The following is a 22048-nucleotide window of genomic DNA, read 5'->3' as shown; positions in this document are numbered from 1 at the left end:
ATGGCTATCGACACCGATACCCTGCTGGCCCCGGTTGACGCGGATACGCCCTGCGGCGACAACCTGGAATACGACGCCGACTTTCTGGCCATGGCGCGCGCCGCCACCGGCAAAGCCGAACAGCAATTCGGCAGCACCATCATTCCGGAAGAAGCGCCGGATTGGGTGCAGGTCGAGCGTCTCGCAAGCTCGTTGCTGGCGCGCACCAAAGACCTGCGCGTCATGCTCTATCTCACCCGCGCCTGGACCCAGCTGCGCGGATTGCCGGGCTATGCCGACGGGCTGACGCTGATCCACCAGGCGATACTCCGCTACTGGGACGCCCTGCAGCCGCCGCTTGAGTTCGACGGCGAGGCCGACCCGCTGTTTCGCATCAACGCGCTGGCCGACCTTGGCGACAAGGCCGCGCTGGCCGCCAGCGTGCGCGCCGCGCCGCTGCTGAAAAGCGCCGCCGGTGAAATCTCGCTGCGCGATGCCGGCGCCCTGCTCGACGGCAGCAAGCAAGAGTGCCCCAACTTTCCCGGCGGCCGCGCACGGCTGCAGGATGAGCTGGCGCAACAGGATCGCCCCGAAGGCGCGCTGGTGATGCACATCGCCAACACCCTGGCCGCCATACGCAGCGAAGTCACCCGCCATCTGGGTGAAAGCGCGCTGCCGGAAATGAGCGCGCTGACCAAGGTCTTTTCGCTGGTGGCGCTTGCCGGCCAGAGCGAGGCCCCGGCCGCCACCGAAGCGGACGCCACACAGGAAACCGCCGCTGAGCAACCACCGGCAGCCGTGCAGAGCGCCTCTGCCCCACTCAACTGGCGCAGCGCGCAGATCCAGTCGCGCGACGACGCCCAGCTGATGCTGGACAAGGTGAAAAACTATTTTCGTCTTCATGAGCCAAGCCACCCGGCGCCACTGATGATCGATCGAGTACAGCGACTGATTACGCTGGACTTTATGCAAATCGTCCGCGATTTGGCGCCCGATGGGCTTAACCAACTGGAGACCATTCTCGGTCGCCCCGACAACGAGGAGAACAGCTAGCCGCCGACTTTTGTTCTCTTGACGACACCCGATACCGTCTGCCCCTGCGCAGACCCGAATCAGAACCTGACTCTCCCAGCCGGACGAGGCGCGTTCCCAATCGCCATTAGATGGAGTAAATCATGTCAAACTCGAAATCCCGCAGCGGGCAGAAATTCATCGCCCGCAACCGCGCGCCGCGCGTACAGATTGAATACGATGTCGAAATTTATGGCGCAGAGCGCAAAATCCAGCTGCCGTTCGTGATGGGCGTGATGGCGGATCTGGTGGGGAAAACGGTCGATCCGCAAGCCAGCGTGGAGGAGCGCAAGTTCATGGAAATCGACGTCGACAACTTCGACGAGCGCATGAAATCGCTGAAACCGCGCGTCGCTTATCAGGTTGACAATACCCTGACCGGCGAAGGCAAGCTGAACATCGATCTGACCTTCGAAAGCATGGAAGACTTCTCCCCCGCCGCTATCGCCCGCAAGGTCGACGCGCTGGACAATCTGCTGGACGCCCGCACCCAGCTTTCCAACCTGCTGTCCTACATGGACGGTAAAAACGGCGCCGAGGAGCTGATCTCCAAGATCCTGCAAAACCCCGCGCTGCTGAAATCCCTGACCGACGCGCCGAAGCCGGCGGTTAACGATGACAACAACGAGCGTGAGGATTAATCGATGAGCAACTCGCCTCAGCAACAGAATGCGTTGCAAACCACCGAGACTTTTTCCAGCGATGAGTTCAGCGCGCTGTTGAACAAAGAGTTCCGGCCGAAGACCGATCAGGCCAAAGAAGCGGTCGAGAACGCGGTGAAAACTCTGGCGCAGCAGGCGCTGGAAAATACCGTCACCGTCTCTTCCGACGCCTACCGCACCATCCAGGCGCTGATCGCGGAAATCGACGAAAAGCTGTCGCAGCAGATCAACCAGATCATTCACCACGACGATTTCCAGAAGCTGGAAGGCGCGTGGCACGGCCTGCACTACCTGGTCAACAACTCTGAAACCGACGAGATGCTGAAGATCCGTTTCATGAGCATTTCCAAGCAGGAGCTGGGCCGCACGCTGAAGCGTTATAAAGGCGTGGGCTGGGATCAGAGCCCGATCTTCAAGAAAATCTACGAAGAAGAGTATGGCCAGTTCGGCGGCGAGCCGTTCGGCTGCCTGGTGGGCGACTACTACTTCGATCACAGCCCGCAGGACGTGGAGCTGCTGGGCGAAATGGCCAAGATCGGCGCCGCCTCGCACTGCCCGTTCATCGCCGGCACCGCGCCAAGCGTGATGCAGATGGAGTCCTGGCAGGAGCTCTCCAACCCGCGCGATCTGACCAAGATTTTCCAGAACACCGAATACGCCGCCTGGCGCAGCCTGCGCGAATCGGAAGATGCGCGCTACCTGGGCCTGGTGATGCCGCGCTTCCTGGCGCGCCTGCCGTATGGCATCCGCACCAATCCGGTGGACGAGTTTGACTTCGAAGAAGATACCGACGGCGCGACCCACGGCAACTACACCTGGACCAACGCCGCCTACGCCATGGCCGCCAACATCAACCGTTCGTTCAAAGAGTTCGGTTGGTGCACCGCCATTCGCGGGGTGGAATCCGGCGGCGCGGTGGAGAACCTGCCGTGCCATACCTTCCCGAGCGACGACGGCGGCGTGGACATGAAATGCCCGACCGAGATCGCCATCAGCGATCGTCGCGAAGCCGAGCTGGCCAAAAACGGCTTTATGCCGCTGGTGCACCGCAAAAACTCCGACTTCGCCGCCTTTATCGGCGCGCAGTCGCTGCAGAAGCCGGCGGAATACTACGACGCCGACGCCTCCGCCAACGCCCAGCTTTCCGCGCGCCTGCCATACCTGTTCGCCTGCTGCCGCTTCGCGCACTATCTGAAGTGCATCGTGCGCGACAAAATTGGCTCCTTCCGCGAGCGCGACGATATGGAGCGCTGGCTGAATGACTGGATCATGAACTACGTGGACGGCGATCCGGCCAACTCCTCGCAGGAAACCAAGTCGCGCAAACCGCTGGCCGCGGCGGAAGTGCAGGTGGAAGAGATTGAAGACAACCCGGGTTACTACAGCGCCAAGTTCTTCCTGCGCCCGCACTACCAGCTGGAAGGCCTGACCGTCTCCCTGCGCCTGGTGTCGAAGCTGCCTTCGCTGAAACAAAACGACGCGTCCTGATGGACTGAAGTCAGGCCGCGATCGCGCGGCCTGGCTGATGTATTAACCTCATCGTCAGCCTATCGCAGAAAACCCGGATCGCATGTGGAACCAAGATAACGCGAAATAATTAAGCATTGAGCCATTAGCACTTAATAGTGGCTCGGTAACCCGTACCGATAGTTTTCGGTATTTAAGAAGGTGCATGGCACAAGGATATAAATTGGTAATGCATTACCACACTTGCAATTCCTGCTGCTATTACCTGAGTTTTTCAACGTAACGTTAATACTACTGTTAACCCTTAATAAAGAGTGAAGAAACTATGGCTATTGATATGTTCCTGAAAGTTGAAGGTGCCAGCGGCGAATCCAAAGATTCGAATCACAAAGGCTGGACCGACATTACTTCTTTCTCCTGGGGCGCCTCTCAACCAGGCAATATGGGCGTTGGCGGCGGCGGTGGCGCCGGCAAAGTGTGCTTCAACGATCTGCACGTCAACGCGCTGATCGACAAGTCAACCCCGGCCTTGCTGAAACACTGCTCAAGCGGCAAACACCTGACCAAGATTGAGCTGTCGGTTTGCAAGGCGGGCGGCACCCAGGTTGAATACGCAAAAATCACCCTGGAAGACGTGCTGGTCACCGCCGTGCAGTACACCGGTGCAGGCGGCGAAGACACCGTGGGCGTCACCTACTCCTTCCAGGCGGCGAAAGTGAAACAGCAGTACTGGGAGCAGAGCGATAAAGGCGGCAAAGGCGCCGAAAGCAGCGCAGGTTGGAACATCAAGGAAAACCGCGAAGCTTAATTTGTCTGCCCCCGGCTACGGCCGGGGGTTCATAACATGGATACAATGGAGAGTCAGGATGAAAAAACCTCTATTTGGACCCGCATGGATTCGTTTTTCTGAAGTCAATATCAATGTAAAAAAAGTGGGTGCATTGATTGGTGGAAAAGTAGAAAGCAATATTGAAAACGGTATTTTTGAAAATGCTTGTCCTATACGAATGAGTTATGTACTCAACTATACAGGCATACCAATTCCCTCTAACTCCGGTTATGCGACTGTGTCTGGTAAAGATAAAAAATGGTATCTTTATCGTGTTAACGATATGATTCTCTTTTTAGAAAAGAACTTCGGCAAGCCTGATATCACGGTGAAATCCCCTACCCCAGCTAAATTCTCAGGTAAAAAAGGGATAATGGTTATACAAGGAAATGGCTGGCGAAATGCCAGAGGACATGTCACATTATGGAACGGTGACATTTGCTCTGACTCTTGTCATTTCATGGGGGATCCTGAGAATGGATCTTTTGTTCCTGAAGTCGCATCACTTTGGATATTAAAATGAAGACTACCCACATCGCCCTTGCTCTTCTTCTCGTTTCTCCTATGTTGCTGGCGGAAGATATAAAAATAGAAAACTTACCTCAAAGCGAAATTTATGAAAATTGGCTGATTAGCCGCTGTATTGGGAAATCTACTGACTCAGAAAAAACCAAGCAAGATGCCTTCCGTTCCGCTTCCGCCTATTTAGAATTCAGTAAACTCCCCATGGATGCATTCGAACAAGGCGAAAAACTGGCTGAACAGTACGCAAATAAAAATAGTCAAGGCTCAGTTAAAGGAAGTTATCATACTTTAGATTGTCTTTCGCTGCAGAGTTCCAGTGAGGCTAAAACCATCTTCGAACGTTACTCTAATTAATAATTAATATTGTAAGTTGCAATTTTATAAAACCATCAACTTAAGAAAATTAGAGTTTTATTAATTATTTTCACTGGGTATTCGCCATCAAGCATTGAGATACTCATGCGCTGGTTATGTATTACTCTGCACAAACCATACGGATTTTGGAGTGTTGAGATGAAAAAAATCCTTATCTCCTTTTTTTGTCTATATGCCACTTGTGCTATAGCGCAGAAAAATCAAGAAGAGTCGATTGAAAATTGGCCGCCGCAAGCGGCATACAGAAGCTATTTGCAAAACTACAAGGATATTGCTCTAACCTACTGCATTTCCGTCGCTTATAAGACATCACCAGAGGCTAGCAAAGATGCAATTGCCTCATCGAATGGTATCGATGCTTGGTCATACTATGCAATTCGTGATGAAGAATCCCCTATCATCAAGCTGACAAAGCAGTATTTGCAAAAGAATTACAATGCTAAGGATGGGAAAAGCCGCTTAGACTTGATGAAGTGCATGGATATGTACCATAGTGAAGAGCTTGATAAACTTGCGAAAGATTATGTACAGCGCCCTAATGATAATTGGGTGAAAGACAATCCGGACAGAGTAAATGAAAATCCTCCTCGGAAATAATCAGTGAAAAAAATCTCACTGACTGTGGCCATCGCCGCAACGTTGAACGTCAATGCAGCGACAGAAATTGACTATTCCCCTGCCGAGTACCTCAAAAACTACGCGCTTAGCGTTTGTATCGCCGAGGGGTACTCAGCCAAAGAAGTCAAAAACGATGCCGCCGCCGCCGCTCGGGGTTACATGGAGTTCGGCGATTATTCTCTGGAGGCGCATACCGCCGTCAGGGCGCTGGCAAAAGAATTTCTGGCAAAGCCCTATGACAGCATGTCTGGGGAGCCGATGACGATGGCCAAGTACATCGATCTTGTACATAGCCAAGCGTTACAAGCCATCATCAAGAAGTACCAAGGGAAAGACGACAACTGATAATAAATACGCATCCTTACATATAATAAATGTTAGTTTAGAAAAATAGGAAAGGAATCCTGATGCAATACAAAACAAAAGCAGATCTGGATAGATCTGTCGATGAACTCAAAAAACTATCAAGAACGTTTTCACGACAGTATCTATACACCAACGAATCAAGAGCTAATTTCTCACTGGAAATAGACCAACTTATTCAGTTTGCACAAAGGGATATCAGTATACACTGCACATCCTACTCTGGAGCAATCAGTATAATTGAAGAGGAAATCAACAACCTCAAACAACAAGAATTCAACATTAATACAGGTAAAGCCAAGCTCTTTGTCGCAATAAAAAAAGAAAAAAGAGAAAGATTTTCAAACCTGGTGATGAAACAAGTTGGTTTTGTCAGCGGCGGCTCTCAGATATTTGCCGGAATCGGAACCTGTGCACTTTCTGCAGGCATGGCCTGCGGGGGCGTTGGCGTACCGTTAATGGCTCAAGGAGCAAATAATGTTTACGAAAGTGGCTATTATTTACTTTTCAGAAAAGATAAGATTGGCAGTATAAGAGAGGCATACCACTACGCGGCTAACTATCTAGGTTATAATAAAAATGAAGCTGACATCGTTTATAGTTCCGTTGACATCTCACTATCCGGGTACGGTATATTTAGCAAGTCATTAAGACCTGACTCTTGGCGGTTGTTTAAACACATAAATAGCGATTATATTATTGGATGGAAAAAGCTTGGCACGTTTCCATTAGGCGCAGAGGTTTTTTCCAATGCCATAACTGGCTATGGGATTTACAAATTAATCGATGAGGAAACAAAACAGTGATCGATGACGTCACGCTTTCCACCTACTCTTACTCATTTGTGTTTTTATACTTTTTCCTGTCAGTCTTAGTATTTGTCGGGCTTTATCACCTAAAACAAAAAACCAACAATAAAAAATCCTATTCCCTTTTTGTAATGGCTACCATAGTAAATTTATTTGCAAGCATCATCCAAGGTTTAGTATTTAACTATGGTTCTGAGATACTAGATCCAATTCTCAATATAAAATTTCAAGACTATGATGAGGTGTGGTACGCCAGTATTATATTCGCCCTTACTTACCTGTCTCAATTACCAACTAACCTCTATTACAAAAGAAAGACTAAGAATAATGCAAATAATAGCAAAGACATCACCTGACATATACAGCCTCACGTTATTACATTGAAGTTTTCGATCATATAATGCGTTAACCCCAAAAATTAGTCACTCACATTCAAAGATCTCTCTTAGGAAAGAAATTAAGTCAAACTCATCCAGTTATCTAGTTCCACTGTCTGGCCATAAGATCTAATCAGCAGGAATGCCTTATGCGATTTTCCATTGTAAAAAATAAAAGCGGCCAGGTTCCGCCGCAAAGCAGTTGCGATTTTCTGCCGCCGGGCGGCACCATCGGCCGCAGCGTGGACAACAACCTGGTGCTGCCGGACGAAGAGCGCGCCATTTCCCGCCTGCAGGCTATCGTGCACATTTCCTCTGACGGCGAATGCCGCATCACCAATCGCGGCAACGTCACCCGCGTGCTGCTTAACGATATTCCGCTGGAACGAGGCCGCCAGGTTGAACTGCAGGATGGCGACGTGCTCGGCATCGACGATTACCAGATTGAAGTCAGCGCGCTGCAACAGCACGCCGCGCCGCAGGCTCAACCGGTGGCCAAGGCCGTTGCCGCTGCTGCGGCCCCTGCAGCCGCCGCCAAAGAAAAATCCGCCGCGCCGATCCCCAACGAAATCTGGGACAGCCTGGTGGAAGAATTTACGCCGAACGCGCCGGCCGCCGTCACACCGCCGCCGATCGCCAATCCGGACAATCATCCGCTGCTGGATACCCCCGCTCGCGAGCTGAACCCGGCCGATCCGCTGGCGCAGCTGGCGGGCGATGTCGATCTGCGCCAATTGCAGCAACAGCAAACCGATCCGGCCGCCTTATTCAACACCGACTCCACTTTTGAGCGTGAGCATATCCTGGCCGATACCACCCCCAGCGCGCTGCTGGCGGAGCAGGCTGCGCCGCCGCGCCCGGCCCCCGCCGTCCAGAATGCGCAGCAACCGGAACAAGAGCTGGATCCGCTGGCGCTGTTCGGCGGCTCATCCGCGCCCGCTTCGCCAGAGACGCTGAACAGCAACGATCCGCTGGGGCTGTTGATGGGCGGCGCCGTGCCGCTGGCTCAGCCGGAAGAATCGCCACAACCGCCGTCCCCACCACCGGCGCCGATCGCCGCGCAACCGCAAGCGCCGCGCCCTCAACCGACGCCGCCGCCCGAGCAGAGACCCGAGCCGCAACCCCAACCCGCGCCGCAGTTCAGCCAGCAGGAACCGCCTGCGCAACCTCCGCGTCCGCGCCAGGGCAACCGCCTGGGCATCGATCCGGTCGCCTACCAGTCTGCCCAGCGGCAGCACGCCGCCGCGCCGAATGGCGACACCTTGGAGGGGCCGCTGCTGACGGCGCTGTTGCAAGGCATCGGTCTCGACGATCTGCAGCCGCAGCCGCATTTCGACGAACAACAGATCCGCCAGGCCGGCCGCCTGCTGAGCCTGTTCTCGCAGGGCACCGTCGCCCTGCTTTCATCCCGCTCGATCCTCAAGCGCGGCGTGAAGGCGGAGATGACCATGATCCTCGACGAGGCCAACAACCCGTTCAAGCTGCTGCCTTCGGGCAAAACGGTGCTGATGCAGATGTTCGGCAGCCAGATGCCGGGCTTTATGCCGCCGGAGCAGGCGGTGCGCGACGCGCTGATAGACCTACAGGCGCACCAGCTGGGGATGATCGCCGGCATTCGCGCCATCATCGCCGCCATGCTGCAGTCCTTCAACCCGGAGCGCCTCGAAGAGGAAGCGCGCAAGGAAGGCGTGGCGCCGCGTCTGTCGCTGCCCGCCAACCGCAAGGCCGCGCTGTGGGACTACTTTGTGAAGAACTATCAGCAAACCTCCGGCGAGATCGAGGACGATTTCCACACCCTGTTCGGCGAAGCCTTCCTGCACGCCTATGACGTTGAAGTGAATCAATACAAAGACTCACAGACCAAACCGGACGCGTAATGAATATCACCATAGCCTCTACCTCCAACCAGGGCGGCCGCGCCTCTAACCAGGATCAGACCGGCGAGGTGCTCGGCAACCGCGCCGCCTGCTTCGTGGTGTGCGACGGCATCGCCGGTTTTCCGGGCGGCGATATCGCCGCCAAACTGGCGCGCGACACCATTTTGCAAAACTTCGACGGCGAAAAGCACCTGAACGCCCAGAGCATTCGTCAGCACATTACGCGCGCCAATGCCGCCATCCACCAGCAACAGCGGCAGTCGGACGAATACAGCAAGATGGGCACCACGCTGGTCAGTCTGTTTATCGATCGCGATTACCAGCTGGCCTACTGGGCGCACGCCGGCGACAGCCGCCTGTACCTGTTCCGCCGCGGCTACCTGCATGCCGTCACCACCGACCACAGCCTGATCCAACAGATGCAGGACGCCGGTTATCAGACCAACGGCATCAACAGCAACCTGCTGTATTTCGCGCTGGGGCTCAACGAAGAGCGCGACGCCACCTACAGCGACGTGCTGCAGCTGGAAGACGGCGACGTTTTCCTGCTGTGCACCGACGGCTTCTGGCACAGCTTCAGCCAGGCCGAACTGGAACAGTCGCTGCACATGGTCAACTCCCCCAGCGAGTGGATCGCCCTGATGCAGCAGGCATGGAAGAAAAACAATAACAGCGATAACTACAGCGCTATCGCCGTCTGGATTGGCTCACCGCAGGAAACCACCCTGCTGCATTCGCTGGCGGATGCGGAACGGTTTCTCATCCGCGACTGAGTCGGCGCACATTCACAGCAAGGTTCACTATGAAATACTGGATGCCGGGGCTCGTCGCCCTGATGGCGGTACCGACCGCGCAGGCGATGAACTATCGCCTGGTTTACTCCCCCAGCCAGAAGCTGGAAGTGTTTATCGATGACGTCAAGAACAGTAATCCGGAAAGCTGGTGCAGCAAAAGCATCCCGCTGCGCATCGTCTCGGCGCAAGGCAAAGATCCGGCCGTGTTGAACGACTTCCTGCCCCGCGTCGGCAATCTGCTGGAAAAGCAGTGTCCGAAAGCCGGTCATCTGCCCTGGACGCTGACCGACAAGCGCGGTGAGAAACTGGCGACCGGCGAAGCCGCCAAAGCGCGCGGCTGGAAACCGGTGGTCAAACAAGAGACCGCCGAGCAGCCGCAAACCCCGCCGCCGCCGACCATTCCTGCGGCGGTGGCCGTCACCTCTGCGCAGGCGGACACCGCGCCGCCACAGCGTTTCAGCCTGCCGCAGGGCTGCCACTTCCGCACCTTCTGGGGTGACGACGCCACCGGCGGCGCGCTGTTCATTCCCGCCGGCGACGCGCTGCGCTGCGGCGAGGACGGCTGGCTGCAAGGCAGCGGCGCGGTCACGCTGCAACACGGCGGGCAAACCCTCTCGCCGACGCTGTGGTTCCTGCAAGGTTACCCGCTGGCGAAGATCAACGGCGGCGATCGTGCGCTGACCGTCGTCAGCGCCAACGCCCAACGGCTCATTTTGGGCGGCAACCCGCAGGCGCCGGGCAGCTTCCTGCTGCTGACCTTCGAACCGCAGTTGCACGCCTGGGCGTTCAACGGTGAAGCGATCGTTGAAATGCCGCGTGTCGACGCCGCCGACGAGACCAAGATCAAACAGCGCGTGCAGCAGGCGCAAACCGCCTGGCAGCCGCTGCTGAGCGCCTCCGCCCCGCTGACCTTCAAGCTGGTGGAACAGTTGGCCGCAGACCGGGTCGATCCCGCCAGCGGCAGCTACCTGTCGGTCAACGGCGCCACTCACTGATTATAAGGAAAGCCTGTGAAATCATTAGCAAGCATGCTGCAAGGCCAGTCGATCGCCGCGGCCATCACCGCCGTCGAAAACGATATCAAGGCGAAACCGGCGGATGCCGACCTGCGCGCCGCGCTGGTGCAACTGCTGTGTCTGAGCGGCAACTGGACGCGCGCCAACGCGCAGTTGAAATCCTGGCAGGCGCTGAAACCGATCGCCCAACCAACCACCTTGCTGCTGATGCAGTCGGTCAACGCCGAGTTGCAACGCCAGGCGGTATTTGCCGGCACGGCCGCGCCGACGCTGCTGCGGCAGGCGCATCCCTGGCTGAAACTGATGGTGCAGGCGCTGCATCAGGATGCGCAAGGGGCAGCCGAGCAGGCCCAGACGCTGCGCGATGAGGCGCTGGAGGCCGCCCCGGCCGGCGCCGGGCGGTTAATGCTGGCCGAAGGCGACCAAGAGCGGCAACTGAGTTTCGACTGGCTGACCGACGGTGACGGCCGCCTCGGGCCGGTGTGCGAGCTGGCGCTCAACGGCGTTTACTACTGGGTGCCGTTTGCCGACATCGCCGCGATCCAGTTCCAGGCGCCGCAGAGCGCCATCGATCTGGTGTGGAGCCATGCGCTGGTGCGCCTGACCGATGGCCGCGAACAGGTATGCCAACTGCCCGCCCGTTACCCGCTGCCCGAAGACAGCGACGACGCGCTGCTGCTCGGCAAACGCACCGAATGGCAACCGCTGGGCGACGGCGCCCACTATGCGGGGCTGGGCCTGAAGACCTGGCTCAGCGAAAGCGACGAATTCCCGCTGCACAGCCTGCGGCAGTTGAGCTTCGACGCGAGCGCCTGACCATGAACGACAAGCGCCCACCCCACTATGACGGCGGCGATCTGCGCCGCCAGGGCTATCGCTATCGTCAGGACAGCGATAGCCTGACTTCACGCGACAAAATGCAGCCGGTGCTGCTCGATATGCTGACCGACGACGAACCGCAGAAAAAGCAGGAGGCGCAGGTGCGCAACCTGGTGTCGCACAGCGAGCTGCGCCGCCGGGTATTGCGCGATTTGCAGTGGCTGTTCAACTGCGTCAACAGCGAATCCAATCTGGATCTCGGCGATTTTCCGCAGGTGCGGCGTTCCACCCTGAATTACGGCATCGCCTCGCTGGCGGGCAAGCGCATGTCGGACATCGAATGGCTCGACATTCAGCGCGCGCTGACCGATTCCATCCTCCATTTCGAGCCGCGCATTCTGCCCGACGGGCTGCAGGTGCGCTGCATTTCGGACACCGGCTCGCTGGAGCTGCACAACGTGCTGTCGATCGAAATCAAGGGCCGCCTGTGGTGCGTGCCCTATCCGCTGGAGTTTCTGTTCCGTACCGACGTGGATCTGGAAAACGGCCACTTCGATCTGAAAGACATAGGGTAAGGCGATGGACAGTAAACTGTTAGATTATTACAACCGCGAGCTGGCCTATCTGCGTGAGATGGGCGCCGAGTTCGCCGAACAGTACCCGAAGGTCGCGGGCCGTCTCGGCATGCGCGGCATCGACGTGGCGGACCCTTATATCGAGCGTCTGATGGAGGGCTTCGCCTTCCTCACCTCGCGCGTGCAGCTGAAAATGGACGCCGAGTTCCCGCGCTTTTCTCAGCGCTTGCTGGAGATCATCTACCCCAACTACCTGTCGCCGACGCCGTCGATGGCGATCGCCGAGCTGCAGCCGGATAGCAGTAAAGGCGATATCAGCAACGGCTTCGTGGTGCCGCGCGGCACCATGATGGACAGCCAGACGCTGAAGAAAAGCGGCATCACCTGCAGTTACACCACGGCGCATGACGTCACGCTGCAGCCGGTGCGCATCGCCGGCGTCGAGCTGGGCGGCATTCCGGCCGATATTCCGCTGGCCTCGCTGGGGCTGCAGCACAGCGGCTGCGTCAGCGCGCTGCGCATTCGGCTCGAGTGCTACGAAAGCGTGACGCTCAACAACCTGCAGCTGGACCAATTGATGTTTTACCTGGCCGGGCCGGACATGCAGGCGCAGCAGCTGCTGGAGTTGCTGATGCAGCACAGCGTCGGGCTTGTCTGCCAAACGGTGGAAGCGCAGCCGCAGCGGCGGGCGCTGGCGTTGGACGGGCTGCGACAGGAAGGCTTCGCCGCCGATCAGGCGCTGCTGCCCAACGACCTGCGCAACTTCGAAGGCTACCGGCTGCTGCAAGAATATTTCGCCTTCCCGGCGCGCTTCCAGTTCTTCAGCGTCAACGGCCTGCGCCCGCTGCTGCAAAGCGTGCGCGAAGGGAAAAAGGCGCTGCGCCAGTTCGAAATCGTGGTGCTGCTCGATAGGCACGATGCCGCGCTGGAACGAGTGGTCGACGTTGCCCATTTGGCGCTGCACTGCACGCCGGTGATCAACCTGTTCCCGAAAGTGGCCGAACGCATCGCGATCAACGAAAAGAACCACGAATACCATCTGGTGGTCGATAATATCCGGCCGCTGGATTACGAAGTGTTTTCGGTGCAGCGGCTCGGCGGCAGCGCCAGCGAAAAACGCTACGAGCAAGAGTTTCGGCCGTTTTACAGCACCCTGAGCGCGGACGACGGCAACTATGGCGCCTACTTCTCGCTGCGGCGCGAACAGCGCACCCTGTCGGAACACGCCCGCCGCTACGGCACCCGCACCGGCTATGCCGGTTCGGAAGTGTTCGTATCGCTGGTGGACGAACGGCAGTCGCCGTGGCACAGCGATCTGAAATACCTCACCGCCGACGTGCTGTGCACCAGCCGCGACCTGCCGTTGATGCTGTTGCAGCAGGATCAGGGCAATTTTGTGATGCCCGATTCAATCCCGATCAAGCAGGTCTCGCTGCGCAAAGGCCCTACGCCGCCGCGTCCGGCGCTGGCCGAAGGCATGATCACCTGGCGGTTGATCAGTCAGCTGCAGCTGAATTACCTGAGCATGATGGACGGCGATCCGGAACAGGGCGCCGCCAGCCTACGCCAGCTGCTGGGGCTGTACGGCAACCTGAGCGAGCCGGCGATCGCCAAACAGATCCAGGGCGTGCGCCACTGCAACCTGCGGCCGGTCTATCGGCGAGTGCCTGAACCCGGCCCCATCGTGTTCGCGCGCGGCATCGCCATCGATGTGACGGTCGATGAGCAGGCGTTCTCCGGCAACAGCCCTTACCTGCTCGGCAGCGTGCTGGAGCGCCTGTTCTCGCGCCTGGTGGCGATGAACACCTTCACCGAGATGACGCTCTCCAGCCAGCAGCGCGGCGAGATCGCCCACTGGCAGGCGCGCATGGGCAAAAGGACGCTGATATGAACGCGGAGATGATCGCCACCGAACTGGCGCCGCCGCAGATCAACGCGCTGTATCGCCTGCCGGACGACTTCTGGCCGCGGCTGCGCAGCGCGCCTTACAAGCACGATCTGTTTCAACTGCTGCGGCGCATCGACGCCCAGGGCGGCCAGCCCTACCTGCTGGGGCGCGCGCCGCTGCCGCGCCACGAGATGCTGCGCCTGGGCCAGGAACCTTCGCTGTCGTTCGCGCCGTCCACGCTGGCGCAGGTGACGCCGCGCGCCAACGGCCCGCTGCACGACGTTTCGATCTTCAGTTTCGGCCTGTTCGGCCCCAACGGGCCGCTGCCGCGGCACCTGACCGAATACGTGCGCGAACGGGTGTATCACCATCAGGACACCACCCTGCTGGCGTTCACCAATCTGTTCCATCACCGGCTGACGCTGCTGTTTTACCGCGCCTGGGCCGACGCGCAACCGACGGTATCGCTGGATCGCCCGGACAACCGGCGCTTCGACGAGTACCTGTCGAGCCTGATCGGCCTCGGCCAGCCGGCGCAACAGGAACGCGACAGCATCAACGCCCACGCCAAGCATTTTATGGCCGGTCATCTGATTCGCCACAGCCGCGATCCGGAAGGCCTGAGCAAAATTTTGCAGCAGTATTTCAAGGTGCCGGTGCGCATCGTCGAAAACGTGCCGCACTGGCTGCGGGTAGAACCGCGCGAGCAGGCGCGGCTCAAGGCCGGGCGCGGTGCGCCGCGGCTCGGCGAGTCGGCCTTTCTCGGCATCGCGGTGCGCGATATTCAGCACAAATTCCGCATCGAGCTGGGGCCGATGCCGCAGCGGGACTATGACCGTTTCTTGCCGGGCGCAGACCTGTGCCGGCAACTGCGCGACTGGGTGCGCCAATACCTGGGCATCGAGTTCGTCTGGGAAGTGCGCCTGATCCTGGCGAAGGAACAGGCGCACGGCATCCAGCTCGGCGGCGCGCAGCGATTGGGCCTGAGCAGTTGGCTGGCCGACCATCGGCGACAGCGCGATCTCGACGATCTGATCTTCAGCCCTGAACCGCTGGAAAACCCGTTCTGACCCTATTTCGGCCGGCGCCCGGCGGCGCCAGGCCACCCTGAGACCTGAGGAAAACCATGTCTGAAATCAGCCGCTCGGTATTATTTGGCAAACTGGATAGCCTGTTATTCACCTCTCTGGAAAGTGCGACGGCGTTTTGCAAGCTGCGCGGTAACCCCTACGTCGAACTGGCGCACTGGCTGCATCAGCTGATGCAATCGCCGGACGGCGATCTGCAGCAGATCGTCCGCCACTTCGCGCTGGACGAGGCGCAACTGGCGCGCGACATCGTCGAGGCGCTCGATCGCCTGCCGCGCGGCGCCAGCGCCATCTCCGATCTGTCCGAGCACATCGACAGCGCGGTAGAACGCGCCTGGGTCTATGGCTCATTGAAATTCGGCGCGGCGCGCATCCGCGGCGGCCACCTGCTGCTCGGCATTCTGAAAACCTACAGCCTGCGCCATCTGCTGAAGGCCATTTCCCCGCAGTTCGAGCGCATCAACGCCGATCTGTTGATGGAGCAGTTCGCCGTCATTACCACTCACTCGGCGGAAAACGCCCAGGACGCAGCGGTGCAAAGCGGCGCAGAGCCCCTGCCCGGCGCGGCGCGCAGCGGTGAAAGCGTGCTGGCGCAGTATGCCCAGGATCTGACCGCCAGAGCGCGCGACGGCGAGATCGACCCGGTGGCCGGCCGCGATGAAGAGATCCGGCAAATCATCGATATCCTGATGCGCCGTCGCCAGAACAACCCGCTGCTGACCGGCGAGGCCGGCGTCGGCAAAACCGCGGTGGTGGAGGGCCTGGCGCTGCGCATCGTGGCCGGCGACGTGCCGCCGCAGCTGCGCGACGTGAAGCTGTGCCTGCTGGACATCGGCATGCTGCAGGCCGGCGCCGGCGTTAAGGGCGAGTTTGAAAAACGGCTGCAGGCGGTGATCGACGAAGTGCAGTCCAGCCCGACGCCAATCATCCTGTTTATCGACGAAATTCACACCCTGATCGGCGCCGGCGGCGCCCAGGGCACCGGCGACGCCGCCAACCTGCTGAAACCGGCATTGGCGCGCGGCCAACTGCGCACCATCGGCGCCACCACCTGGGCGGAATACAAGAAATACATCGAGAAGGATCCCGCGCTCACCCGCCGTTTCCAGGTGGTGCAGGTGCACGAACCGAGCGAAGACAAAGCGCTGCTGATGCTGCGCAGCACCGTCAGCCCGCTAGAGCAACACCACCGCGTGCTGCTGCTGGATGAAGCGGTGGACGCCGCGGTGCGGCTGTCCCATCGCTATATTCCGGCCCGCCAGTTGCCGGACAAGGCGGTGGCGCTGCTGGATACCGCCTGCGCGCGCGTGGCGGTCAGCCAACATGCCGAGCCCGCCCAGGTCGAAGACTGCCGCCACCGCATCGATGCGCTGCAGATAGAGTTGGATATCGCCTGCCGCGAGGCCAAGGTCGGCATCGGCGATCCCCTGCGCCCGCAGGAGATTGAGGTCCAATTGACCGCGCTGCGCCAGGAACTCGAGCAGTTGACCGAACGTTGGCAGCAGGAGCTGGCGCTGATCCAGCAGATCATCACACTGCGCGCCCAACTGCACGCCCAAGAAGAGGCGAGCACCGACGAAGAGACGCAAACGCGCCCTGATGCCGACGCGCTGCGCGCCCAACTGGGCGAACTGCAGCAGCAGCTGAGCGCGCTGCAGGGCGAAGCGCCGCTGATCTTCGCCGCCGTCGACGCCAACATCGTGGCGGCGGTGGTGGCCGACTGGACCGGCATCCCGCTGGGCCGCATGGTGAAAAACGAGATTGAAGCGGTGCTGCAGCTCTCCGACACCCTGAACCAGCGCGTCATCGGCCAACGCCATGCGCTGGATCTGATCGCCCGCCGGGTGCGCACCTCACGGGCGCGGCTGGACGATCCGAACAAACCGGTCGGGGTATTCCTGCTGGCCGGGCCCTCCGGCGTCGGCAAAACCGAAACCGCACTGGCGCTGGCGGAAACCCTGTACGGCGGCGAGCAGAACGTCATCACCATCAACATGAGCGAATTCCAGGAGTCGCACACCGTTTCGACGCTGAAAGGCGCGCCACCCGGCTATGTCGGCTACGGCGAGGGCGGCGTGTTGACCGAGGCGGTGCGCCGCCGTCCTTACAGCGTGGTGCTGTTGGACGAGATCGAAAAGGCGCACCCGGACGTCCATGAAATCTTCTTCCAGGTGTTCGACAAGGGCTGGATGGAGGACGGCGAAGGCCGTCATATCGATTTCCGCAACACCATCATCATCCTGACCTCCAACGTCGGCACCGATCTGATCGCCGGGTTGTGCAGCGATCCGGAGCTGCTGCCGGAGCCGGAGGCGCTGAGCGGCGCGCTGCGCCAACCGCTGCTGTCGGTGTTCCCGGCCGCCTTGCTCGGTCGCCTGCTGGTGGTGCCGTATTACCCGCTGACCGACGCCACGCTGGGCAACATCGTGCGCCTGCAATTGGGCCGCATTCAGCGTCGCCTGGCGGAGAATCACGACATCGTCTGCACCTTCGACGACGCGGTCATCGAGCAGATCGTCAGCCGCTGCACCGAGGTGGAGTCCGGCGGCCGCATGGTCGACGCCATCCTGACCAACACCCTGCTGCCGCAGATCAGTCACACCCTGCTGACCGGCAGCGCCAACGACCAGCGCTATCGCCAGCTGCATATCGCGCTGCAGAACAACGAATTCATTTGTCAATTTCAGGCATAACGCCGCGGCCGCCGAGACGGCGGCCCTTTGAACACAGAGAGTCATCACTATGTCGGGAACCGGGATAACCAAACCGAATTCGAACAGCCTGCCGAGCGGCTATCGATTCAATGAATTCGAGATCCAGGAAGCGATCGGCGAAGGCGGCTTCGGCATCGTCTACCGCGCCTACGATCACCAACTGGAACGCACCATCGCCATCAAGGAGTACATGCCAACCTCGCTGGCGAAACGCAACGACGATCTCAGCATCGGGCTGCGCGGCGAACGCTTCGGCAAAACTTTCCAGGCCGGGCTGAACAGCTTTATTCAGGAGGCGCGTCTGCTGGCGCGCTTCTCGCATCCCGGTCTGCTGCACGTGTTGCGCTTCTGGGAGGAGAACGGCACCGCCTATATGGGCACCCAGTTTTACAGCGGCACCACGCTGAAAAACCTGCAGGCGCAGCAGCCGGAGAAAATCGACGAGGCGTGGATCCGTCGGCTGCTGCCGCCGCTGTTCAGCGCCATCAACACCATCCATCAGGAAGGCTATCTGCACCGCGACATTTCGCTGGATAACATCCAGATCCAGGAGAGCCAGCTGCCGGTGCTGCTGGACTTCGGGTCGGCGCGCAAAGAGATCGGCAACCTGTCGGACGAAACGGAGATCATGCTCAAACCGGGCTTCGCGCCGATCGAGCAGTACACCGAGAACAGCGACGGCGAACAAGGGCCGTGGACCGATATCTACGCGCTCGGCGCCGTGCTGCACACGCTGATCGTCGGTTCGCCGCCACCGGTCAGCGTGGTGCGCAGCATCGAAGACAGCTACCAGCCGCTGACCGAGCGCCGCCCCGCCGGCTACTCGCCGGAGCTGCTGCGCACCGTCGATCGCGCGCTGGCGCTGAAGCCGGAAGACCGCCCGCAGACCATCGACGAAATGGCAGAGCTGTTGCACCTGCCGATCGCCGATGAAAACGAAATCATCAGCACCCCGGCCGCCGCGCCGGAGAACTTGCTGGTCGCCGCCAACCCGGCCGCCGCTGCGGCCGCAGCCGGCACCGTTACCGCGCGCGGCACCCAATTCTCACGCCCGATGATGGCCGGCGCCGGGGTCGCCGCGCTGCTGGTGATCGGCGCGATCGCCTGGCTGAGCGGCGGCAAGGACGATGCCCAGGCCGTCGCTCAAAACAGCGAAGCGTCACCGGCGCAGAAAACCCTGACGCAGCAGCCGAGCGCACCGCAAACCGCGCAGCCTGCGGCGGCGGAACCTGAAAAAGCGGCGCCGCCGGCGCAACCGGTGGCGTTGGTGTACTTTAAACTGCAACCGGGTGAGCAGGTCAGCCTCGACGGCAAGCCGCAGCAGGTGACGCCGGGCGAAAACGGCTTCGCCAGCCTGAACCTGGCGCCGGGCCGCTATCAGCTGGAGATCCGTCACAACGATCGGCTCCGCCGCCAGCAGCTCAGCATCGACACCGCCGGCACCTGGCTGGTCAACCCGGCCACTGCCAGCTAATCCCGTTCTGAAACTCCGCCTCGGCGGGGTTTCCCCTATTTCATGAGACTGACGAGCAACTGCCCCCTCATTGGCCGCGCGGCAAGGCCGCTGCAACGCCGGAGTATGCAGGGCATGACGTCAATCACAGAGGACGTTCTCATGTTGGATCGCATTATTGCGCACACGCCGCTGGGCCAGCAGCAACTGCTGTTTCGCTCGCTGGACGGTATCGAAGCGCTTTCCACTCCTTTCGACTTCTCTATTGAATTGCTGAGCACCGACGCGCGCCTCGATCGCAAAGCGCTGCTCGGCCAACCGCTGACGCTGGAAATTCCGACCCAGGGCTTTCTCAGCGCCCCGCGTTACCTGAACGGCAAGATCACCGCCATCGCCGTCAGCAGCGAAGAGATCGGCGGCACGCGCTACGCGGTGTACAACCTGCACGTGCAGCCGGATCTGTGGCCGATGACCAAAGACCGCAATTTCCGCATCTTCCAGGAACAGACGGTGCCGCAGATCGTCAAGACCCTGCTGGCGGAGCACAACGTGCAGCTGGAAGATCAGCTGACCGGCGACTATCGCCTGTGGGGCTACTGCGTGCAGTACAACGAAAGCAGCTTCAACTTCATCAGCCGCCTGATGGAGCAGGAGGGCATCTATTACTATTTCAAACACGAAATGGGCAAACATACGCTGGTGCTCGGGGACGCCCCCCACCATCACCAGCCCTATCCCGGCTATGAGATGATCCCCTACCACCTGACGCCGTCGGGCGGCAGCACCAGCGAGGAAGGCATCAGCCAGTGGACGTTGTCCGATCGCGTCACGCCGGGCATCTACAGCCTGGACGACTACGATTTCCGCAAACCGAACGCCTGGCTGTTCCAGGCGCGGCAAAACCCGGTCTCGCCGACGCCGGGGCAAATCGACGTTTACGACTGGCCAGGCCGCTATACCGAGCATCAGCAGGGGGAGTTCTACGCCCGCGTGCGCCAGGAAGCCTGGCAGGCCGAACATCAGCAGATCCGAGGCACCGCCACCGCCATGGGCATCGCTCCCGGCAGTACCTTCACGCTGTATAACGCCCCGCATGCCGACGACAATCGCGAATATCTGACGCTGCAGGCCAGCTACCATCTGAAAGAGAATCGCTACGCCAGCGGCGACGATCAGAGCAGCGAACACCGCATCGACTTCATCGTCCTGCCGGCGGACGTGCCCTGGCACCCGCCGCAGCAGGCCACCTGGCCGAAAACCCACGGTCCGCAGACCGCCCGGGTGGTCGGCCCGGCTGGCGAATCGATTTGGACCGACAAATATGGCCGCATCAAGGTGAAGTTCCACTGGGATCGCTTCGGGCCGAAAGACGACGGCAGCTCCTGCTGGGTGCGCGTCTCCAGCGCCTGGGCCGGCCAAGGCTACGGCGGCGTGCAGATCCCGCGCGTGAACGACGAAGTGGTGGTGGACTTTATCAACGGCGATCCGGATCGGCCGATCGTCACCGGGCGCGTCTATAACGAAGCCAGCATGCCGCCGTGGGCGCTGCCGGCCGCCGCCACCCAAATGGGCTTTATGAGCCGCACCAAGGACGGCACCGCCGACAACGCCAACGCCCTGCGTTTCGAAGACAAGGCAGGCGCCGAACAGGTGTGGATCCAGGCGGAGCGCAACATGGACACCCAGGTGAAAAATGATGAAAGCCACACCATCGCTAACGACCACACGCATCTGGTGGGCGGTAACCAGATCAAACGGGTGGTGCTCAATCAGGCGACCGGCGTCAAAGGCGAATCCTCCGCGCTGACCGGCAAAACGCGCAGCGACGCCGTGGTCAATGCCTTTACCCTCGGCTCCGGCGAATCGCTGCGGCTCGAGTGCGGCGAAAGCGTGATCGAACTGCTGGCGGACGGCCAAATCAACATCACCGGCACCAGTTTCAATATCACGGTGAAAGAGGATGGCGCGATCAACACCGGCGGCCAGCTGGATCTCAACCAGCCTGGCGGCGCCGCGCGCACCGCTGCACCGGGTGGCGGCCATCAGGCGGCAATCCAGAGCGCCGTCGATCAGCTGTTCCCTAACGCGGAGGCGAGTGGTACGCCGGGAAAGCCGGTTAACGGCGCCCCTCGGGCGGCGGCAGCGGCGCCGGCATCTATCACGCAAAATGCTCAATCGACAACAAAACCCGGCAGAATTGATAATCGGGTTGTTGAATCGGTCATGGCCTCTGAAGGGAGTGCTGGAGAACAAGGTGGGCGCCGTGAGTTATACGGATTCAGAAAAGGAAATGGCAATGCCTATGACAAAATCCTTGCTGCTCGTAACCAATACGGCCAAGGCAGCGCTGAAGAGTTTGAGGAAGTATCCAAAGCAATGAGCGCATCAGCGAAGTCTGCAGGTGCACTGAACTTTTCTGATCCAGGAAAACAAGGGGCAATAACTTCATTGGCACATATGCGTGGCTCATCTGGCGCACAAGCGATCCTGAACTCCATGGAGTCCGGACGAATAGTTAAGGCTGATACCTTAACGCCAGAGGCAATAGCCAAAATTGAAAGTATGTCGGCGGAAAGCTTTCAGGATAATTTACTTAAAGCTCGGGTAGAATACGATAGAGCAATATATGGAGATACCATCACGACGCAGGGTGGTAAACAGTACAACTGGTGGGCACGTTATGGTAATGGCCTTCAAAAGCGGTATGCCCGGGAAGCAGAAGAATTTTTAAAATTATCAAACGAGTGAT

19 protein-coding genes are annotated in these 22048 nt (G+C 59.4%); all 19 read left to right on the top strand.

The genetic code is table 11. The features are described from left to right. The 19 genes from tssA to J9788_RS08355 all read left to right on the top strand — a co-directional run bounded on the left by tssA (position 1) and on the right by J9788_RS08355 (position 22047). Complete coding sequence (gene tssA / locus J9788_RS08445) at positions 1-1032, top strand: type VI secretion system protein TssA (RefSeq protein ID WP_033643554.1); 1032 nt, start codon at positions 1-3, stop codon at positions 1030-1032. Positions 1033-1154: 122 nt separating this feature from the next. Then, positions 1155-1691: a type VI secretion system contractile sheath small subunit gene (gene tssB / locus J9788_RS08440; protein WP_046896570.1), complete on the top strand. Its 537-nt coding sequence runs from the start codon at positions 1155-1157 to the stop codon at positions 1689-1691. Between the two features lie 3 nt (positions 1692-1694). Further along, a complete protein-coding gene (gene tssC, locus J9788_RS08435) occupies positions 1695-3200 on the top strand; it encodes a type VI secretion system contractile sheath large subunit (RefSeq protein WP_004934958.1) in 1506 nt (501 codons plus the stop codon). A gap of 304 nt (positions 3201-3504) precedes the next feature. Further along, on the top strand, positions 3505-3987 hold the full coding sequence (locus J9788_RS08430) for a type VI secretion system tube protein Hcp (protein WP_004934962.1): 483 nt from the start codon (positions 3505-3507) through the stop codon (positions 3985-3987). A 58-nt stretch (positions 3988-4045) separates the two neighbouring features. After that, positions 4046-4531 carry a type VI secretion system amidase effector protein Tae4 gene (locus tag J9788_RS08425; protein ID WP_071796739.1) on the top strand — a complete coding sequence of 162 codons (486 nt, stop codon included), beginning with the start codon at positions 4046-4048 and terminating at the stop codon, positions 4529-4531. Then, on the top strand, positions 4528-4887 hold the full coding sequence (locus J9788_RS08420) for a T6SS amidase immunity protein Tai4 family protein (RefSeq protein WP_182264256.1): 360 nt from the start codon (positions 4528-4530) through the stop codon (positions 4885-4887). Before J9788_RS08425 ends, J9788_RS08420 begins: the two co-directional genes overlap by 4 nt. Positions 4888-5046: 159 nt before the next feature. Then, a complete protein-coding gene (locus J9788_RS08415) occupies positions 5047-5505 on the top strand; it encodes a T6SS amidase immunity protein Tai4 family protein (RefSeq protein WP_031299756.1) in 459 nt (152 codons plus the stop codon). A 12-nt stretch (positions 5506-5517) separates the two neighbouring features. Then, the gene (locus J9788_RS08410; protein WP_046896722.1) at positions 5518-5871 is read left to right on the top strand and encodes a T6SS amidase immunity protein Tai4 family protein; all 354 of its coding nucleotides are present in this window, start codon (positions 5518-5520) and stop codon (positions 5869-5871) included. 62 nt (positions 5872-5933) lie between these two features. Then, positions 5934-6695, top strand: a complete 762-nt coding sequence (locus J9788_RS08405) for a DUF4225 domain-containing protein (protein WP_182264255.1) — start codon at positions 5934-5936, stop codon at positions 6693-6695. Between the two features lie 529 nt (positions 6696-7224). Further along, a complete protein-coding gene (gene tagH, locus J9788_RS08400) occupies positions 7225-8952 on the top strand; it encodes a type VI secretion system-associated FHA domain protein TagH (protein WP_182264254.1) in 1728 nt (575 codons plus the stop codon). Then, positions 8952-9725, top strand: coding sequence for a PP2C family serine/threonine-protein phosphatase (locus J9788_RS08395; RefSeq protein ID WP_033643559.1), 774 nt, complete (start codon positions 8952-8954; stop codon positions 9723-9725). Before tagH ends, J9788_RS08395 begins: the two co-directional genes overlap by 1 nt. A gap of 29 nt (positions 9726-9754) precedes the next feature. Continuing rightward, entirely contained in the window at positions 9755-10741 is a 987-nt protein-coding gene (locus tag J9788_RS08390; RefSeq protein WP_182264253.1) for a type VI secretion system-associated protein, read from the top strand. A gap of 15 nt (positions 10742-10756) precedes the next feature. After that, positions 10757-11578 carry a type VI secretion system accessory protein TagJ gene (locus J9788_RS08385; RefSeq protein ID WP_046896566.1) on the top strand — a complete coding sequence of 274 codons (822 nt, stop codon included), beginning with the start codon at positions 10757-10759 and terminating at the stop codon, positions 11576-11578. Positions 11579-11580: 2 nt separating this feature from the next. Beyond that, positions 11581-12156, top strand: coding sequence for a type VI secretion system baseplate subunit TssE (locus J9788_RS08380; protein ID WP_046896565.1), 576 nt, complete (start codon positions 11581-11583; stop codon positions 12154-12156). A gap of 4 nt (positions 12157-12160) precedes the next feature. Continuing rightward, positions 12161-14047, top strand: a complete 1887-nt coding sequence (gene tssF / locus J9788_RS08375; RefSeq protein WP_182264252.1) for a type VI secretion system baseplate subunit TssF — start codon at positions 12161-12163, stop codon at positions 14045-14047. Next, positions 14044-15114, top strand: a complete 1071-nt coding sequence (tssG, locus tag J9788_RS08370) for a type VI secretion system baseplate subunit TssG (protein WP_182264251.1) — start codon at positions 14044-14046, stop codon at positions 15112-15114. The genes tssF and tssG overlap by 4 nt, the downstream gene beginning before the upstream one ends. A 56-nt stretch (positions 15115-15170) precedes the next feature. Continuing rightward, on the top strand, positions 15171-17825 hold the full coding sequence (gene tssH, locus J9788_RS08365; protein ID WP_182264250.1) for a type VI secretion system ATPase TssH: 2655 nt from the start codon (positions 15171-15173) through the stop codon (positions 17823-17825). A gap of 49 nt (positions 17826-17874) precedes the next feature. After that, the gene (locus J9788_RS08360; RefSeq protein WP_182264249.1) at positions 17875-19320 is read left to right on the top strand and encodes a serine/threonine-protein kinase; all 1446 of its coding nucleotides are present in this window, start codon (positions 17875-17877) and stop codon (positions 19318-19320) included. A gap of 141 nt (positions 19321-19461) precedes the next feature. Beyond that, positions 19462-22047 carry a type VI secretion system Vgr family protein gene (locus tag J9788_RS08355; protein WP_182264248.1) on the top strand — a complete coding sequence of 862 codons (2586 nt, stop codon included), beginning with the start codon at positions 19462-19464 and terminating at the stop codon, positions 22045-22047. Position 22048 lies beyond the last annotated feature (1 nt).

The organism is Serratia sp. X10, assembly GCF_017811775.1.
GTDB lineage: Bacteria > Pseudomonadota > Gammaproteobacteria > Enterobacterales > Enterobacteriaceae > Serratia > Serratia ureilytica.
Note: the sequence above shows the minus strand (reverse complement) of the source record. Positions and strands in the feature narration are given on the sequence as shown.

What these genes read in the sequence shown, in the direction of transcription:
- tssA (WP_033643554.1), top strand. Translation starts at nt 1, where the DNA reads ATGGCTATCGACACCGATACCCTGCTGGCCCCGGTTGACGCGGATACG.
- tssB (WP_046896570.1), top strand. Translation starts at nt 1,155, where the DNA reads ATGTCAAACTCGAAATCCCGCAGCGGGCAGAAATTCATCGCCCGCAAC.
- tssC (WP_004934958.1), top strand. Translation starts at nt 1,695, where the DNA reads ATGAGCAACTCGCCTCAGCAACAGAATGCGTTGCAAACCACCGAGACT.
- J9788_RS08430 (WP_004934962.1), top strand. Translation starts at nt 3,505, where the DNA reads ATGGCTATTGATATGTTCCTGAAAGTTGAAGGTGCCAGCGGCGAATCC.
- J9788_RS08425 (WP_071796739.1), top strand. Translation starts at nt 4,046, where the DNA reads ATGAAAAAACCTCTATTTGGACCCGCATGGATTCGTTTTTCTGAAGTC.
- J9788_RS08420 (WP_182264256.1), top strand. Translation starts at nt 4,528, where the DNA reads ATGAAGACTACCCACATCGCCCTTGCTCTTCTTCTCGTTTCTCCTATG.
- J9788_RS08415 (WP_031299756.1), top strand. Translation starts at nt 5,047, where the DNA reads ATGAAAAAAATCCTTATCTCCTTTTTTTGTCTATATGCCACTTGTGCT.
- J9788_RS08405 (WP_182264255.1), top strand. Translation starts at nt 5,934, where the DNA reads ATGCAATACAAAACAAAAGCAGATCTGGATAGATCTGTCGATGAACTC.
- tagH (WP_182264254.1), top strand. Translation starts at nt 7,225, where the DNA reads ATGCGATTTTCCATTGTAAAAAATAAAAGCGGCCAGGTTCCGCCGCAA.
- J9788_RS08395 (WP_033643559.1), top strand. Translation starts at nt 8,952, where the DNA reads ATGAATATCACCATAGCCTCTACCTCCAACCAGGGCGGCCGCGCCTCT.
- J9788_RS08390 (WP_182264253.1), top strand. Translation starts at nt 9,755, where the DNA reads ATGAAATACTGGATGCCGGGGCTCGTCGCCCTGATGGCGGTACCGACC.
- J9788_RS08380 (WP_046896565.1), top strand. Translation starts at nt 11,581, where the DNA reads ATGAACGACAAGCGCCCACCCCACTATGACGGCGGCGATCTGCGCCGC.
- tssF (WP_182264252.1), top strand. Translation starts at nt 12,161, where the DNA reads ATGGACAGTAAACTGTTAGATTATTACAACCGCGAGCTGGCCTATCTG.
- tssG (WP_182264251.1), top strand. Translation starts at nt 14,044, where the DNA reads ATGAACGCGGAGATGATCGCCACCGAACTGGCGCCGCCGCAGATCAAC.
- tssH (WP_182264250.1), top strand. Translation starts at nt 15,171, where the DNA reads ATGTCTGAAATCAGCCGCTCGGTATTATTTGGCAAACTGGATAGCCTG.
- J9788_RS08360 (WP_182264249.1), top strand. Translation starts at nt 17,875, where the DNA reads ATGTCGGGAACCGGGATAACCAAACCGAATTCGAACAGCCTGCCGAGC.
- J9788_RS08355 (WP_182264248.1), top strand. Translation starts at nt 19,462, where the DNA reads ATGTTGGATCGCATTATTGCGCACACGCCGCTGGGCCAGCAGCAACTG.